This is a genomic window from Enterococcus sp. AZ128, assembly GCF_051714485.1.
Classification (GTDB): Bacteria; Bacillota; Bacilli; order Lactobacillales; family Enterococcaceae; genus Enterococcus_A.
The window spans coordinates 82,568-95,829 of sequence record NZ_JBIORZ010000003.1 but is presented as its reverse complement, the minus strand read 5'-3'; the positions used below and the strand labels follow the sequence as shown (position 1 = coordinate 95,829).

The following is a 13,262-nucleotide window of genomic DNA, read 5'->3' as shown; positions in this document are numbered from 1 at the left end:
AGCTCCTGAAGCTCCAAGTTTTTTGCTGTAAATTAATCATTAATAACGCGATCGATACTTAAAACAGCGCCGGTTTTAGCATCTGCTTTAAATTCATACGCAACTAATTGATTATCTTCTGATCTGGTGATCCCGCCAGAAAGAATATCCATCGTAATGGCGAATTTTTGCATGTGTTCTGTATCAAAAGAGATCCAAGAACCTTCAATCGGGCCTTCCTTTAAAAAAGCTGCTTTGATTTGATCTAAGACCTTATCTGGGGACATGGTTTGTTTTTTTCGGTAGTAATGGTTCGCAGCAACACCTGCGGCTAAGCCGATCGTTGAACCGATGGCCAGACCCTGAGCGAACTTTTTAGCCTTCTCCATAGAGCACTCCTCCTTGTTCCTTAGTAATAACGTTTCCGTATAGAATGATTATTCTCCTCCTATGAACCTAAAAAAATAGAAGGGATAGATGACACCCTAACTCTGCATATGCCTTATTCTACCATTGTTGTAAACAAAAATGAAAAGGATACGTCATTATTTCCCATAAAAAGAAAGTCTAGAGCGGGTTTTGGAAGAGAAGCCGCCGTGAGTGACCTTCTTTCTCAAAAAGAGCGAAAAGTGTATAATCAAAGGTAGTAAAAGAAAAGGTCGTGACGGAATGATTATCCCTAAAAGTATTGAAGAGCTAGCTGGTTATGCGGAAAAAGGGAAAAATGTTTTCTTCTTTACTGCTGATTGGTGCGGCGATTGCAACTTTATCAAACCACAGATGCCTGAGATCGAAGCAGATTTTCCCCAGTTTACATTTATCCAAGTCGATCGAGACGAATATATCGATGTAGCGGCCGAGTGGAATATCTTTGGAATCCCTAGTTTTGTTGTAGTAAACGACGGGGAAGAACTTGGCCGATTGGTCAATAAAAATCGAAAAACCAAAGATGAAATTGCTGGCTTTTTACAACGAGTAGAAGGGTAGGAGATCAAGATGTTCACACAATCATATCAAAATATTTTAGTTGGGATCGATGGCAGCGATCAAGCGATGGAAGCCTTCAAAAAGGCATTAGCAGTTGCTAAAAGAAATCACGGAACGGTTTATGTCGCGAATGTAATCGATCATCAGGTTTATACGTTCATGAGTTATTCGCCATTGAATGAAAACATCATGGATCAATTGGCCGCGGACGCCAAAGAGCTGATCAGCCAATGCAAAGCGATCGGAAGAGATTTCGGTTATAACAAGATCGAAGGGATCATCGCCTATGGTTCAGCCAAAGAAGCGATGGCAAGAACCTTACCGGAAAAATACGACATTGATTTGATCATGGTCGGTCAATCTGGTCTGAATGCGGTAGAACGCTTCATGACTGGCAGTGTTGCCAGCTACGTGATCAAAGAGGCGTCGTGCGATGTCTTAATCGTTCATCCAAGTGCGGAATAAAAGCTGGCTTGTCCAGCTTTTTATTTGGGGAAAATTTGATTTAGACAGAAATGAAAAAAATCTCATGCAAAAGTCCCTGTAGATTTGTTAAGATACGAGAGGACTACGACTGGAGGTAAAAACGTGATTTTTGCGTATAATAAACAAAATGTTGGCGATACATTGATGGTAATCGTCAAAAATGATGAAAGTAAAGAAAATAAAGCCGAAAGAAAAGGGGACGTTTCCCGCATCCAAACAATTGACGGCACAACAGTAGCTTGGAACTTCTTCAATGTCTCTGAGTACTTAACGATCCACGGCAATGGCCAAGTGGACGTAACGGAACAAGATATCGAAGCGTTAAATGAACAGCTGAAACAGGCTGGATTTGAAGAGCGCTTAGCAACCGATCTTTCACCAAAATTCGTGGTAGGTTATGTGAAGACGTGTATCGATCACCCCGATTCGGATCACCTGCATATTACAGAAACTGAGATCGATGGCGGTGAAACGCTGCAAATCGTCTGCGGTGCACCAAACATTGAAGCCGGACAAAAAGTCGTTGTAGCAAAACCAGGCGCGATGATGCCGGACGGACAAATGATTTGGCCTGGCAGCTTACGCGGTGTAGACAGCTTTGGTATGATTTGTTCAGCCAAAGAACTCCATTTACCAAACGCGCCAGAAAAAAAGGGCATCCTCGTATTGGAAGAGGATGCTAAGATCGGCGAAAAATTTGAATTAGGCAAATAGAAAATCTGTTGAGAAATTTTTTCTCAACAGATTTTTTTGTGTAATTCCTTAAGCTTGAGCCAAAGAAAAACTTTTTGTGAAAAAAACATTTACAATATTCATGAATATATGTTAAGTTATATTCATGAAAGAGAGTGGAAGTTGGAATGGCGAAAAAATTTTCAAAAGAAGATATGAAATCTATCAAGAGCGACTTGCAACGAACTTGTGAAGAAAGCTGGAAAATAAGAGGATATAAGCAAACGAATATCCCGCTGCTCACAAAGAAAGTCGGAATCTCAGCAGGAGCGTTTTATTTACTTTACAAAAGTAAAGAAGACTTATTTATTGAAGTCTTAGAAAAGGTTCAAGCCAACTTATTGAACACTTGGCTGACGTTTATCCATGAGAATGAACATAAGATTGAAGGCTTTAAGCTAGGACTGCAATGGTTGTATCACGAATACCAAAAATATCCAGCATTGTATAATTTCAACAGTTCTGAGTATGACTTGTTCTTAGCGAAACTGCCGAAAGAAAAAGTAGATGAGTTAAAGAAAAATAGTCTATTGTTATTCTCAAAAACAATTCAGGAATCAAAACTAAAACTGTTGTTACCTGAGGAAGAGGTCATTCATATTATTCATTCGATCCTATTTTTAGCGTTAGTCGATATGGATACACTCGTGGGAAATGAACAAACATTCAACTTTTTACTAGAACATTCACTTTACAACTTATTTGAGGAGGAATAGAAATGGACATAGTTGAACTATTTAATCGAATGATGGGTGCTACCAGTGGTCATCTAGGAAATATTTATTTTATTACAGGAATAATCGCGATTCTTTGCATCGCCGGGAGTATTTATCTACGAATGAAAAAGTATCGTTATGCGAAATGGGTAACATTGACAGGGTGCTTGTTGCTGATTAACCCCGTACTGTATCTATTTTTCAATTAAGGGAGAGGGGGTAGTATGTTAAAAACGTTAAATCGAAAAATCGAACAATTAAATGAAGAAGAAATAGCAGCCGTTAAAATTCCAGCTCCCACCAAAAAAGATTTGGAATGGACCCAGCTGACCGGCACAATAATGACCGGTATTTTTCTGCCGTTAGGGATAATGAGGTCTTCAAAATTATTCATCGCCTTAGGTTTATTGAGTCTTGTCAGTACCGGCGTCTCACGTTATGAGAAAAAAAGGATTTAAGTCAGGCTGCTGCAGAAACTGAATCTGCTTGTTTACTAAAAGAGAAGGAAGCTTCTCTTTTTTTTGTTTGAATGAAAAAAACTATCCGCTTAGCTGCCTTCCTCTTAATAAAGAAGGGCTGCTAAACGGATAGCCATTTAATTAATTGTTGCTTTGCTGATTGCTGTTTGATTTCAATGAGTTTGCATCGATACTCAATTTGACTGAAACCGTTTCTTTCTTGTCTTGGCGGTAGTAAGTAATTTTCACCGTATCGCCAACCTTGTGTTTGTACAATTCAGATTGCAATTCAACACCTGATGACACTTCAGTATCATCGATTTTTGTGATGACATCGTATTTCTTCAAGCCTGCTTGATCTGCTGGTGTAGAAGATTGAACACTTGCGACTACGACACCTTGAGTAACAGAACTTGGTACCTTAACGATCTCGCTTACTTGTTCAGTCGATAGATCAGAAAGGCTGGCCATCGTAATACCTAAAGCCGGACGAATTACTTTACCGTCTTTTTCAAGCTGGTTGATAACATTTACGACATCGTTACTTGGAATAGCAAAACCAATTCCTTCTACGCTGACATTTGATTCTGTTTGAACGATCTTACTAGAGTTAATCCCGATCACTTGACCAGCCATGTTGACTAATGGTCCACCGGAATTACCAGGATTGATAGCCGCATCTGTTTGGATCGCGTTGATGTTGATTGTTTGTCCATCTTCATTTTGATTAACCACTTGGCGGTTCAAGGAAGAGATGATCCCTGAAGTAACTGAGTTCGCATACTGAGAACCTAGCGGAGAGCCTAACGCGATGGCTGGTTCACCAACTTTTAAGCTGCTAGAATCACCAAAGGTAGCTGGTTTGATGTTGGCAACCTTATCTGATTCTACTTTTAAAACAGCTAAGTCAGTGTAAGAATCGGTACCGACCAAGGTTGCTTTAACTTTCGAACCATCTTTCAATAATACTTCAAGGCCATCTTGTTTTTCTACCACGTGGTTATTTGTAACGATGTAGGCTGTTTTGCCCTCAAGTTTGTAGATAACACCAGAGCCTTCAGAGGCTTCCTCCAGCTGACTATCATCGCTTGATTGTGAGTCATTATTGTCATTTCCATTACCGAAAATATCAGAAAAACCGCCTAAACCGCTTTGTGATTGCTGCTTCTGCAGGTTGATAACAGAGACAACTGCATTCTGAACCTTGCTGGCAGCTTCTGTGACATCAGAATTCACATCGACTTTCATGTTGCTGACTTTTGTGTTGCCGGCACTTGGTGAACCGCTGGCAGTTTGATTATTCGGGGATAACAGTGAACCATTTGCCACATAAAAAATCCCGATCGTTAAAACGGCACCAAGCACACCTCCTAATAAACTGATCCCAAATCGTCTAAAGAAACCTGGTGACTTTTTGGGTGTTGATGTAATATCTTTTCTTATCATATTTTCCTCCACCTCTACTATAATTTAAGTTATATTGAGTATAGTATTTTTTTGTAAGTTAAGTCTACTACACCGATTTGACTTTTTTATGAAAAAGAATCGGAGGAAAATGTAGATAAATGATAAAAAAACTTGTTTTCCACAACATTAGTGGAAAACTAAGGAAAAAGTTTGTTAATTCCCTAAAGTAGGTTATCCACATAATTGTGGATAACGGGGATAAGTTGGTGGAAAACATATGTTTGTATAGAAGAATACCTGTAAAAAGGGAATGAATCAGTCGTTTTCTGTGGATAAACCTGTGATTAGTGTGTATAACTTCGTGGAAAAAGGAAGTCTTCCCTGGTTTTTACTGAGATGATCCGTGGAAAAGCTTCATTTGGAGATCAGAATATCGCGTTATAGAAGCAATCTAACGAGTAGAATAATAACTCTTTAAGATGAAAAAGGTGGAAAAACATGAATATCAAAATTATTTCTGTGGGAAAATTAAAAGAGAAATACCTCGTCCAAGGAATCAGTGAGTATACAAAGCGGCTATCAAAGTACTGCAAGATCACATTGATCGAAGTGCCCGACGAAAAAGCACCAGAGAAACTAAGCGATGCTGAAATGATCCAAGTCAAAGAAAAAGAAGGCGAACGCATCCTCGCGAAAATCAAGGAGCAAGAATACGTCTTCGCCCTTGCAATCAATGGCAAGAATCCCAGCAGCGAGGAATTCGCTGCCACGTTAGATAAATTACAAACCAGCGGCAACAGCCAGTTCGTCTTCGTCATCGGCGGCTCACTCGGACTCAGCGAGCAAGTCCTAAAACGCAGCAACGCCCAGATTTCATTCGGTAAGATGACCTATCCACATCAGCTGATGCGGCTGATCTTGGTAGAGCAGATCTATCGGGCGTTTAGGATCAATCAGAATGAGCCGTATCATAAGTGATGATATTATTGGAAATTTAGGTGCTCTATACTAGGCTTTCTAAAAAGAAATTGTACGTAGAATGATACGGGAGTCTAGGTTAATCATAAAAGTAATTGAGAAAAATGAATCGAAATACATCAATTTTCAGATAGAAGAGAAGGAGCCGTGGATAATCCATGGTTTCTTTTTTTAAGCAATTTTTTCTATTGAATAGGATTTCAAAAAATAGTAAAGTTTTCACCGAATAATTTATTTGAGTTAATGCTCACGAGTAAAAAGTAAAATTCTTATATTTATTTGTATTAATAATTTTTATAGAAAATTAATTACGAATAATATTTCTGATACGTGAAAAAAGACGATAAAAATATCTTATATTGATATTTCAATAGAGTTAGTATAAGCTGATAAGTAGAAAATAACTTATATTTCATAGGAGAAAGTATCATATGTCAGGGGTATTTATAAAAATGGCAAGGAGATACGCTCTGGACATAGTTGAAACAGTATAACCAGCTAGAAGGAACTATGAAAGACATTGCAGAACTGTTGAACAAACAAGTGGATGTAGTGACAGAGTATGAGCATACGTTTTTGGCATGGCATCCTTTGAGAAAGACAGCTTTCTGAAAAATGTATCTTGATTACGAGTTGATGCAGATAAAAATAAGAGTTTTACTTATTGTTATTTGGACTAGTCAAACGGAAGAACCTTTGAGGGTCTAAAATCAACCATTTAGGGTATTGAGAGATTCTAATTGTGATTATATGTTTTAATTAGTATTAAAGTAGATTAATTATAGTTAGCGATATAACTATGGCTACTTTCGATTAAATTCAAATGTGTCAAAAACTAACAATTTCTGTATAGATCCAATGCTAGTTGTTTTCAGTGATGAATAGTCATCATTGGAAAAAAGCATTGGATAGTAAAGCAATTGATGAACACTAAACGATTTTAGCAACGTTTGCTTATAGAAAGAGTTGCTATAAACGATAGTGTTAAAATAATTTATTTTCAAGGAGGATTCACTAAATGTCAGGAGCAATTACAGTCACACCCGAGCAGCTGAAATCACAAGCGAAGGTGTATCAACAAGCCTCAGCCCAAATCGAGGATGCGATCCGCAAAGTCAATTCAATGAACCAAACGATCTCGCAACAATGGCAGGGGGAAGCCTTCCGTGCCTATTTGGAACAATACAGCCAGTTGGAAGGCAACGTCAAACAAATGGAAGAGTTGCTTGAAAGTATCCACGGACAATTGAACAAGTACGCGGATACTGTGGCAGAACGCGACCGCCAAGATGCTGGATCATTCGGCTTAAACTAATAGGAAAACAGAGCATCAGTACATTGCGTGCTGGTGCTTTTTTCAAAAAGGAGAAGGTCATATGAGTGAGGCTAATATCAAACAAGCAGAAGCATTAGAAAGTAGAGCGAAACAGAACCAACTTAAATTGAATGAAGTAAATGCAAATAAGAAAATTTTAAATGATCAAATTGAAATATTGGAAAAGGCGAAAAGCGAGTTAACAGCGACCACCACCTCACTGACAAGCTTTAGTACGAGTGTTTCCTCTGAATTGAAATCGATTGATTCAGGTTCTTTCCAAGGAACACGTAGGGATGAGTACAACACAAAAGTCAGTGATGTAGCAACAGAATTAACGAAAATTGCAGACAAACATAAAGAAAATCAAGATGCTTTGGATAAAAAGTTGGCAGAACTGAAAGAAAATTCTCAACGCCTAGGGATGTCAATTGGTACTTTAAGTTCGAATATTGCGAATTTGACAGCGGAAGCCAAAAGATTAAGAGCGCAATAATATAGGAGGAAGATAATGGCAAAAGCAGGAGTAGGTGTAAAGAGCGGTTGGTCAGGGGATGTTTCCAAAGCAGGGAGCTCCGCTGGAAATATTGGAAAAGTAGCTTCTGTCTCTTTTAGACAAACAAACTTATCGCCTTTTACTCAATTTACAGAAATGATCTCAGAGATTAATAGCTCACTCGCTAGTTATAAAGGTATGGCTGAACAAGACGTGGCCAAAATGATCAAGGCTGGAGAGAACAAAGCAAAAGATGACAAAGCTGGGGCATCCAGCATGAAAATTGTTGGGAAGTGATATAAGGATGAATCAGCGAAGAGAATTGTGGCAACAGGTCTGTACCAAAGAAAATCTGGAAATGACGAATCTTGAAGAACTACAAACTATCGGATTATTTTTAGGTGGACAGCCAGTATTGTTTCGAAAAATTAATCTGGCTTTCTTTCAAGAAGAAACCGATTTTGAGTATAAACCAACAATAGGTGCTCGTCTTCAAGTGCATTTTGATCATGAGAAGCAACAAGTAGTGATTCAACGAAATCCTGTTGAGCTTATGCTGACTTTCGATCAATACATAAAATATATGGGACTGATCGATGCTGTTTTTAGTGAGATATTTCCTACAGGTAGCGTAATCGAATTGAATGAAGAGTTACTTTCTGATGAGTTGAAACGAATGTTTAGTGATAGTGAATTAGGTCTCTCTGTAATGATTCACGGACGAAGGCTCCCATATGGAGATTCTATGGCATATATTGATTATGTCGCATCACTCTGGCCGTTTGGCATCATGCCAGAAACCGATCCAATCTATGTGACGAATCTGATGATTAAGCGAGTAATCTCATCGGGATTGACGAATGAGTATGAAGAACAGTTTACTTTTGAAGTGTTGAGAAAACAATGGATCGATGAAGGCAGGCGATCCTATCTATATAAGGTGAGGTGATCCAATTGAAAATAGTGATGTCCGAAGTAACAGCAGCTAAAACAAGTATTGAATCGTCTAAGACTAAACTTCAAGGACAAATCAATAGCGCCAAAAGTTCTTGGAAAGGTGTTGTTAGCAGTAATGGTTTATCTGGTTCAGTCAAACTGGCGATCGATTCGCAGATTAGTAATTATCAAATCCCTCTGCTTACAAATTATTATGATGCGATGCATCAATTGTCTACAGAATTCACGAATGCAATTAGCGATTTCAAGTCAACGGTAAAAGAGACAAGTGGTTCTGCTATTATTGATACAGATGCATTAACAACAGCAGAAAGTAAGTTTTCTGATCAATTGACAAAATTTACCGAGATTGAAAAGAAATTTACTACAATTTATGACTCAGTAACTGGTCTTGTAACTGTTTCCAAAGTATTTGGCTCTGGTTTTACCAAAAAAATGGAGGAAACAAAGAAAGTATTGACTGAAACAAAAAAAGGAATGGATACTTTCAATGGGAAAAAATCTAGTAAAGCCATCAGTAGTATTCTTTCTCAACAAAAAGCACAGATAAAAAGCCTTAAAGGTGTAGCTGGGTTAAGCTACACCGATCCAAAATCGTTGAAGATTTATATGAATAAGGACTTCAAAAATGAAATCAATAAGCAACATAAAGAGGTTCAAAAATTTGAGGAGGAACAAAAAAAAGCTAATCTACAAGCTTTAAGTAATGTTCATCCTTCTATGGCAGCAATGAAGGGAACAATGACAAAAGCAGAGCTGGATCGTATTATCAGACAAATGAATACAGAGTATGGTGAAATAGGAAAAAAACCAAAGAATGAAAAGGTTGATAAATTAAATAATAAATCAGCTGCATTGAGCCACTCAGCGGATTTGACACAACTAGCAGGACAAGGAATGTTAAGTTACAGAGTAGCTTCCTCCGTGCAAGGACCTGCAATGTCAAATGGAAAACCTTCGTTTATTTTAGTTAATCCAAAAGGAAAAGGTCAGGCTTTATCCAAAGCAGGGACTACATTTACAAAATATGGTGGGAAAGCAGGAACTATTTTAACTGTGATAGGATTTGGTACAGGTGTTGCCAATGATATGACTAATCACGGAAAGACCGCCGGGCAAGCAATTACTCATAATGGAGCATCAGTGGGGATTGGAATATTAGCTACTGTAGGAGCGGGATTAGCTTTTACAGGTGTTGGTGCCATTGTAATTGGAATTGGAGCAGCATGGTATGCTTCTACAAAATATGAACAGTTGTATGAAAATAAGCAAGGTAGTGTTAGGAAATCTACTGATAAAGTAGGTGAAATTATCGATAGTGGCTGGAAAAATTACAATGATAGTTATTCTAAACAAATGAAAGCAGGTATGACAAGAGGTGTATAAAAAGAAATACGGTACTTTAGAGGATATAAAAGGGGAATATAGAACCAAATTGTTAACGATGAATGACCATCAATACTATGTTGATCTTGATTGTAATCCGATATTTCCGATATTTCCATTCCTTGTTTTTCTGTTACCAGTTAAAGCGTATAAAATCGAAAATGGTTTTGTGAAAAATACAATTTTACATGAGAGCATTAGTGTTATGGCTGGAACAGGTGTATCTGTCGTAGGTTCGAGACTTCTTTATCGATTGATTGAATATACTAATGTAACTTGGAAATCAAATGTTAAATTAATACTAGCATTGTTAGTAATTCTTTCGATTTTATTTTTTAGAATATATTCTCAAATAATAAAGAAGGAACGAAAATTAGATTTAAGAAAAAATAGAGATATTATTATTAGACCCAAAAGAAAGTCTAGAAGAATTGGTTTGTTTCTTGTTTTTTTAGTTTACTACGGCATGTTACTTACGATATTTATCGATATATTAAAAAATGGAAATCTTATTTATATGGGGTTAGGGATCATCCTGTTTTACATGTCAACAGGACTCCATTTCTGGGTAATGAAGGCCGGGGATTATGAAATTAAGTTTTTGGAAGAGGAATTAAAATAGTAGTTGAATAATTGAAGAAAAAGAATCTTTTAATTCTCTGTACCAAACAAATGAAGGCTGGAATGACAAGAGGTAAATAAAAATGGAAATTGGGAGAATTGAAGAAACAATATATGGAAATAAGTACAAATTATTAACAATTGATGACCATCAATACTATATTAATTTAGATAGTAGTTCAATATTTCTATTGTTTCCATTTTTGGTATTCTTTTTACCAATCAAAACTTACAAGATTGAAAATCCGAATAATATAGCTATAAATAATAGAAAGAATACGAGTTTTCTACTTGCCGGAAGCTTAGGTTTGATAATAACTAGGATTTTAGGAAGGACTCGCCAATACACGTTGCTGAACGTGGAGAAGAATCAAAAGTTCATCTTCATATTTATATTGATAATCTGTTCCTTTCTTATCAGATACTATATTAGAAAAAGAGAAAAGAGAAAAGAACCAATAAATGATTTCAGCATTAGAATCAGACCAGAAAGTACGAGCAAATTAGTAAAAATAGGAATACTCTTTTTACTGATTATTATAATGATGGCAATATGGCTATACGTTCTATTTCTCTATTTTGATATAGTAATACTTTTACTTTGGTTTATTCTTTTCTATCAATTGACCCATTTTAGCTCGTATTTAATTAGACCAGATAACTATAAAATTGAATTTTTAGGAGATGAGTAACATGTTGGCAATAGGTTCTATCGTATATTTAAAAGACGGTGCAAAAAAAATGATGATTTTGAATAGAGCCCCCGTTATTGAAGACAAAGGAAAGGTGGAATATTTTGACTATTCAGCTTGTTTTTATCCTATGGGATTGAACATGGAAGAAATATTCTATTTCAATGAAGAAAATATCGATAAAGTTGTTTTTGATGGTTACTCTGATGATGAAGAGATCCGATTTCAAGAACTTCTAAATGAAGCCTTCTCTAAAAATGACATCTCTAAAGGAAACGTAGATGTAAAAAATTAAGTTATCATGTATAGCTTGAAGCGTGAGACATAGGAGAAATGCTGATACACCTATTGTGAATAGGAGGAGCTCATTATTACCAGTAGTAAAACAGACATGCAAAATTTTGATGACAATTGGAAAGACATTCGTTCCCAAGTAAAAGAGAACATGTTGTCAGAAAATAAAGATAATCAACTTGAAGCAATGCGTGCAATAAAGCAAATGGATGACATTTTTCAGCAAACATCACAGCTAATATCTGGAACGCTTGAGGAAGCGAATTCATTAAAGGAAATGAGTTCATTTGATAAAGTTGCAAAAGAAAGTATCTTATATCAACAAAAGAAAGACATGAAGAAGTTGAGAACCAAAATGGACCAAATTAGATGACAAGCTATTGAAGTTTCAGTAACGATTAAAAAAATACTTATATATTATTATCATGAAGTCCAATCATCTAACTTTGATGATTGGGCTATTTTTGTGTCTAAAAGGAGGGAAATCAATGTTCGATACACAAGAAAATCGCTACGTCACAAGGGGAGTGAACGAACAAGTACCACGGGGAATGCAGCTACTGTGCTTTCAATTGATTGATGAAAAAGCAAAACAAGCAGAGGTTCAGCTGGATTATCTACAAATTTTCGAATTTAATAATGATAACCAACGAAAGACGATCACGATCATTCATCGACAAGAGGAACCGTTTTTCATTGAGTACCATGAATGCCGAATAAACAAAGCCCTATCAAATTTTCGTATAAAGAAACTATGGGTCATCGATGATCAAACCCATCAGACGATGTTGTTGCCGGAAGAGTACTAAAAATTAGCAGGAACAAAGTAGAGAATTTCAAAAACAGATAGAAAGAAGGAAAGAGAAAAATGACCAAATCCCTGAAAGAGCCGAGAAAACGAGTGAACATTGTCAGCCTCCAAATGATCAAAGAAGCCAGTACGATGTATACAGGCAGACGCTGCAATACTCCAGATGCTATGTATCGGTTGTTCGCGCCATTCATTGAGACAAAAGATCGGGAACACCTTGTGATGGCTGGACTCAATCAAAAGCTAGAACCAACTGTTATACAAACAATCCATATTGGTACGATCAACCAATCGTTAGCCTATCCTAGAGATATCTTGAAAGCAGCTTTGTTATCAAATAGTGTCTCCATTTGTATTGGCCATAATCACCCATCTGGAGATGTGACTTCTTCTATTGCGGACATACAATTGACCGCTCGACTAGAAAAAGCTGCCAAGCTACTAGAGATCAAGTTGCAGGATCACATTATCATTGGTTCCGGTGGAAAGTACTTGTCGATGCGATCTGAAGGACATATCAATAATGATGACTAACCCTAATGACTGTTGCTGGTTGTTAGGGTTTTCGATTTGGAGAAGGAAATGAGTGGATATGCTGAAGGATGCCATCGACATACTGAAAGAACAAAAGGGAATTGATACTTATTATGAAGTTATTGATTTTCTTCAGAGAGGTGATCGTAAATATGCTGGTGTATAAAGAACTTTCTAATATCTTTGTTTCAAGGGTATTCTATTCAGAAAAAATTGAAGCAGCAAATGAATAAAACCCAATTCTGGAATTACTAACTCTCTTTCTAAGCTCCATTTCAATTGTTGTTATTTACACAAAAACTCCTTCTATATTTGCCACCTCAACTTTTTAGCGACAAATATAGAAGGAGTATACATTTAAAGCGATTGTTTTTCTGTTCAGCTTTTGCTTTGTCAACAGACTTTCTTTTTTG

Annotated in this window: 20 protein-coding genes; 18 read left to right on the top strand and 2 right to left on the bottom strand. The window is 36.8% G+C overall.

The window, feature by feature from the left end; genetic code table 11:
- Positions 1-32 precede the first annotated feature (32 nt).
- Positions 33-368, bottom strand: coding sequence for a hypothetical protein (locus IGI38_RS19275; protein ID WP_438733493.1), 336 nt, complete (start codon positions 366-368; stop codon positions 33-35).
- A 280-nt stretch (positions 369-648) separates the two neighbouring features.
- On the opposite strand from IGI38_RS19275, the gene IGI38_RS19270 reads away from it, so the two are divergent.
- The 6 genes from IGI38_RS19270 to IGI38_RS19245 all read left to right on the top strand — a co-directional run bounded on the left by IGI38_RS19270 (position 649) and on the right by IGI38_RS19245 (position 3,358).
- Positions 649-966 carry a thioredoxin family protein gene (locus IGI38_RS19270; protein ID WP_438733492.1) on the top strand — a complete coding sequence of 106 codons (318 nt, stop codon included), beginning with the start codon at positions 649-651 and terminating at the stop codon, positions 964-966.
- 9 nt (positions 967-975) lie between these two features.
- Complete coding sequence (locus IGI38_RS19265) at positions 976-1,431, top strand: universal stress protein (protein WP_438733491.1); 456 nt, start codon at positions 976-978, stop codon at positions 1,429-1,431.
- Between the two features lie 123 nt (positions 1,432-1,554).
- Positions 1,555-2,166 carry a YtpR family tRNA-binding protein gene (gene ytpR, locus IGI38_RS19260; RefSeq protein WP_438733490.1) on the top strand — a complete coding sequence of 204 codons (612 nt, stop codon included), beginning with the start codon at positions 1,555-1,557 and terminating at the stop codon, positions 2,164-2,166.
- 146 nt (positions 2,167-2,312) lie between these two features.
- Positions 2,313-2,900 carry a TetR/AcrR family transcriptional regulator gene (locus tag IGI38_RS19255; RefSeq protein WP_438733489.1) on the top strand — a complete coding sequence of 196 codons (588 nt, stop codon included), beginning with the start codon at positions 2,313-2,315 and terminating at the stop codon, positions 2,898-2,900.
- Positions 2,901-2,902: 2 nt separating this feature from the next.
- Positions 2,903-3,109, top strand: coding sequence for a hypothetical protein (locus IGI38_RS19250; protein ID WP_438733488.1), 207 nt, complete (start codon positions 2,903-2,905; stop codon positions 3,107-3,109).
- Between the two features lie 15 nt (positions 3,110-3,124).
- Positions 3,125-3,358, top strand: coding sequence for a hypothetical protein (locus IGI38_RS19245; protein ID WP_438733487.1), 234 nt, complete (start codon positions 3,125-3,127; stop codon positions 3,356-3,358).
- A gap of 141 nt (positions 3,359-3,499) precedes the next feature.
- Here the strand turns inward: IGI38_RS19245 and IGI38_RS19240 are convergent, their stop codons facing one another.
- A complete protein-coding gene (locus IGI38_RS19240; RefSeq protein WP_438733486.1) occupies positions 3,500-4,804 on the bottom strand; it encodes a S1C family serine protease in 1,305 nt (434 codons plus the stop codon).
- Between the two features lie 459 nt (positions 4,805-5,263).
- On the opposite strand from IGI38_RS19240, the gene rlmH reads away from it, so the two are divergent.
- The 12 genes from rlmH to IGI38_RS19180 all read left to right on the top strand — a co-directional run bounded on the left by rlmH (position 5,264) and on the right by IGI38_RS19180 (position 12,849).
- A complete protein-coding gene (rlmH, locus tag IGI38_RS19235; RefSeq protein WP_438733485.1) occupies positions 5,264-5,743 on the top strand; it encodes a 23S rRNA (pseudouridine(1915)-N(3))-methyltransferase RlmH in 480 nt (159 codons plus the stop codon).
- 1,018 nt (positions 5,744-6,761) lie between these two features.
- Positions 6,762-7,058 carry a WXG100 family type VII secretion target gene (locus tag IGI38_RS19230; protein ID WP_438729923.1) on the top strand — a complete coding sequence of 99 codons (297 nt, stop codon included), beginning with the start codon at positions 6,762-6,764 and terminating at the stop codon, positions 7,056-7,058.
- 61 nt (positions 7,059-7,119) lie between these two features.
- Positions 7,120-7,554, top strand: coding sequence for a YwqH-like family protein (locus IGI38_RS19225; RefSeq protein ID WP_438733484.1), 435 nt, complete (start codon positions 7,120-7,122; stop codon positions 7,552-7,554).
- Between the two features lie 15 nt (positions 7,555-7,569).
- On the top strand, positions 7,570-7,851 hold the full coding sequence (locus IGI38_RS19220; RefSeq protein ID WP_438733483.1) for a hypothetical protein: 282 nt from the start codon (positions 7,570-7,572) through the stop codon (positions 7,849-7,851).
- Between the two features lie 7 nt (positions 7,852-7,858).
- Entirely contained in the window at positions 7,859-8,503 is a 645-nt protein-coding gene (locus IGI38_RS19215; protein ID WP_438733482.1) for a DUF4176 domain-containing protein, read from the top strand.
- Positions 8,504-8,508: 5 nt separating this feature from the next.
- Positions 8,509-9,897 carry a hypothetical protein gene (locus IGI38_RS19210; protein WP_438733481.1) on the top strand — a complete coding sequence of 463 codons (1,389 nt, stop codon included), beginning with the start codon at positions 8,509-8,511 and terminating at the stop codon, positions 9,895-9,897.
- On the top strand, positions 9,890-10,519 hold the full coding sequence (locus IGI38_RS19205; protein ID WP_438733480.1) for a DUF443 family protein: 630 nt from the start codon (positions 9,890-9,892) through the stop codon (positions 10,517-10,519). The genes IGI38_RS19210 and IGI38_RS19205 overlap by 8 nt, the downstream gene beginning before the upstream one ends.
- Positions 10,520-10,601: 82 nt before the next feature.
- Positions 10,602-11,210 carry a DUF443 family protein gene (locus IGI38_RS19200; protein WP_438733479.1) on the top strand — a complete coding sequence of 203 codons (609 nt, stop codon included), beginning with the start codon at positions 10,602-10,604 and terminating at the stop codon, positions 11,208-11,210.
- Between the two features lies 1 nt (position 11,211).
- Positions 11,212-11,505 carry a DUF4176 domain-containing protein gene (locus IGI38_RS19195; protein WP_438733478.1) on the top strand — a complete coding sequence of 98 codons (294 nt, stop codon included), beginning with the start codon at positions 11,212-11,214 and terminating at the stop codon, positions 11,503-11,505.
- Between the two features lie 96 nt (positions 11,506-11,601).
- Entirely contained in the window at positions 11,602-11,877 is a 276-nt protein-coding gene (locus IGI38_RS19190) for a hypothetical protein (protein ID WP_438733477.1), read from the top strand.
- 115 nt (positions 11,878-11,992) lie between these two features.
- Positions 11,993-12,313 carry a DUF960 family protein gene (locus tag IGI38_RS19185; RefSeq protein WP_438733476.1) on the top strand — a complete coding sequence of 107 codons (321 nt, stop codon included), beginning with the start codon at positions 11,993-11,995 and terminating at the stop codon, positions 12,311-12,313.
- 59 nt (positions 12,314-12,372) lie between these two features.
- Positions 12,373-12,849 carry a JAB domain-containing protein gene (locus tag IGI38_RS19180; RefSeq protein WP_438733475.1) on the top strand — a complete coding sequence of 159 codons (477 nt, stop codon included), beginning with the start codon at positions 12,373-12,375 and terminating at the stop codon, positions 12,847-12,849.
- The last annotated feature ends 413 nt before the right edge of the window (positions 12,850-13,262 follow it).

Excerpts from the sequence above, each read along its gene's own strand:
- IGI38_RS19185 (WP_438733476.1), top strand. The coding sequence starts at position 11,993 with ATGTTCGATACACAAGAAAATCGCTACGTCACAAGGGGAGTGAACGAA.
- IGI38_RS19275 (WP_438733493.1), bottom strand. The coding sequence starts at position 368 with ATGGAGAAGGCTAAAAAGTTCGCTCAGGGTCTGGCCATCGGTTCAACG.
- IGI38_RS19200 (WP_438733479.1), top strand. The coding sequence starts at position 10,602 with ATGGAAATTGGGAGAATTGAAGAAACAATATATGGAAATAAGTACAAA.
- IGI38_RS19220 (WP_438733483.1), top strand. The coding sequence starts at position 7,570 with ATGGCAAAAGCAGGAGTAGGTGTAAAGAGCGGTTGGTCAGGGGATGTT.
- IGI38_RS19180 (WP_438733475.1), top strand. The coding sequence starts at position 12,373 with ATGACCAAATCCCTGAAAGAGCCGAGAAAACGAGTGAACATTGTCAGC.
- IGI38_RS19195 (WP_438733478.1), top strand. The coding sequence starts at position 11,212 with ATGTTGGCAATAGGTTCTATCGTATATTTAAAAGACGGTGCAAAAAAA.
- IGI38_RS19270 (WP_438733492.1), top strand. The coding sequence starts at position 649 with ATGATTATCCCTAAAAGTATTGAAGAGCTAGCTGGTTATGCGGAAAAA.
- IGI38_RS19245 (WP_438733487.1), top strand. The coding sequence starts at position 3,125 with ATGTTAAAAACGTTAAATCGAAAAATCGAACAATTAAATGAAGAAGAA.
- IGI38_RS19240 (WP_438733486.1), bottom strand. The coding sequence starts at position 4,804 with ATGATAAGAAAAGATATTACATCAACACCCAAAAAGTCACCAGGTTTC.
- IGI38_RS19215 (WP_438733482.1), top strand. The coding sequence starts at position 7,859 with ATGAATCAGCGAAGAGAATTGTGGCAACAGGTCTGTACCAAAGAAAAT.
- IGI38_RS19230 (WP_438729923.1), top strand. The coding sequence starts at position 6,762 with ATGTCAGGAGCAATTACAGTCACACCCGAGCAGCTGAAATCACAAGCG.
- IGI38_RS19190 (WP_438733477.1), top strand. The coding sequence starts at position 11,602 with ATGCAAAATTTTGATGACAATTGGAAAGACATTCGTTCCCAAGTAAAA.
- rlmH (WP_438733485.1), top strand. The coding sequence starts at position 5,264 with ATGAATATCAAAATTATTTCTGTGGGAAAATTAAAAGAGAAATACCTC.
- IGI38_RS19255 (WP_438733489.1), top strand. The coding sequence starts at position 2,313 with ATGGCGAAAAAATTTTCAAAAGAAGATATGAAATCTATCAAGAGCGAC.
- IGI38_RS19250 (WP_438733488.1), top strand. The coding sequence starts at position 2,903 with ATGGACATAGTTGAACTATTTAATCGAATGATGGGTGCTACCAGTGGT.
- IGI38_RS19225 (WP_438733484.1), top strand. The coding sequence starts at position 7,120 with ATGAGTGAGGCTAATATCAAACAAGCAGAAGCATTAGAAAGTAGAGCG.
- IGI38_RS19265 (WP_438733491.1), top strand. The coding sequence starts at position 976 with ATGTTCACACAATCATATCAAAATATTTTAGTTGGGATCGATGGCAGC.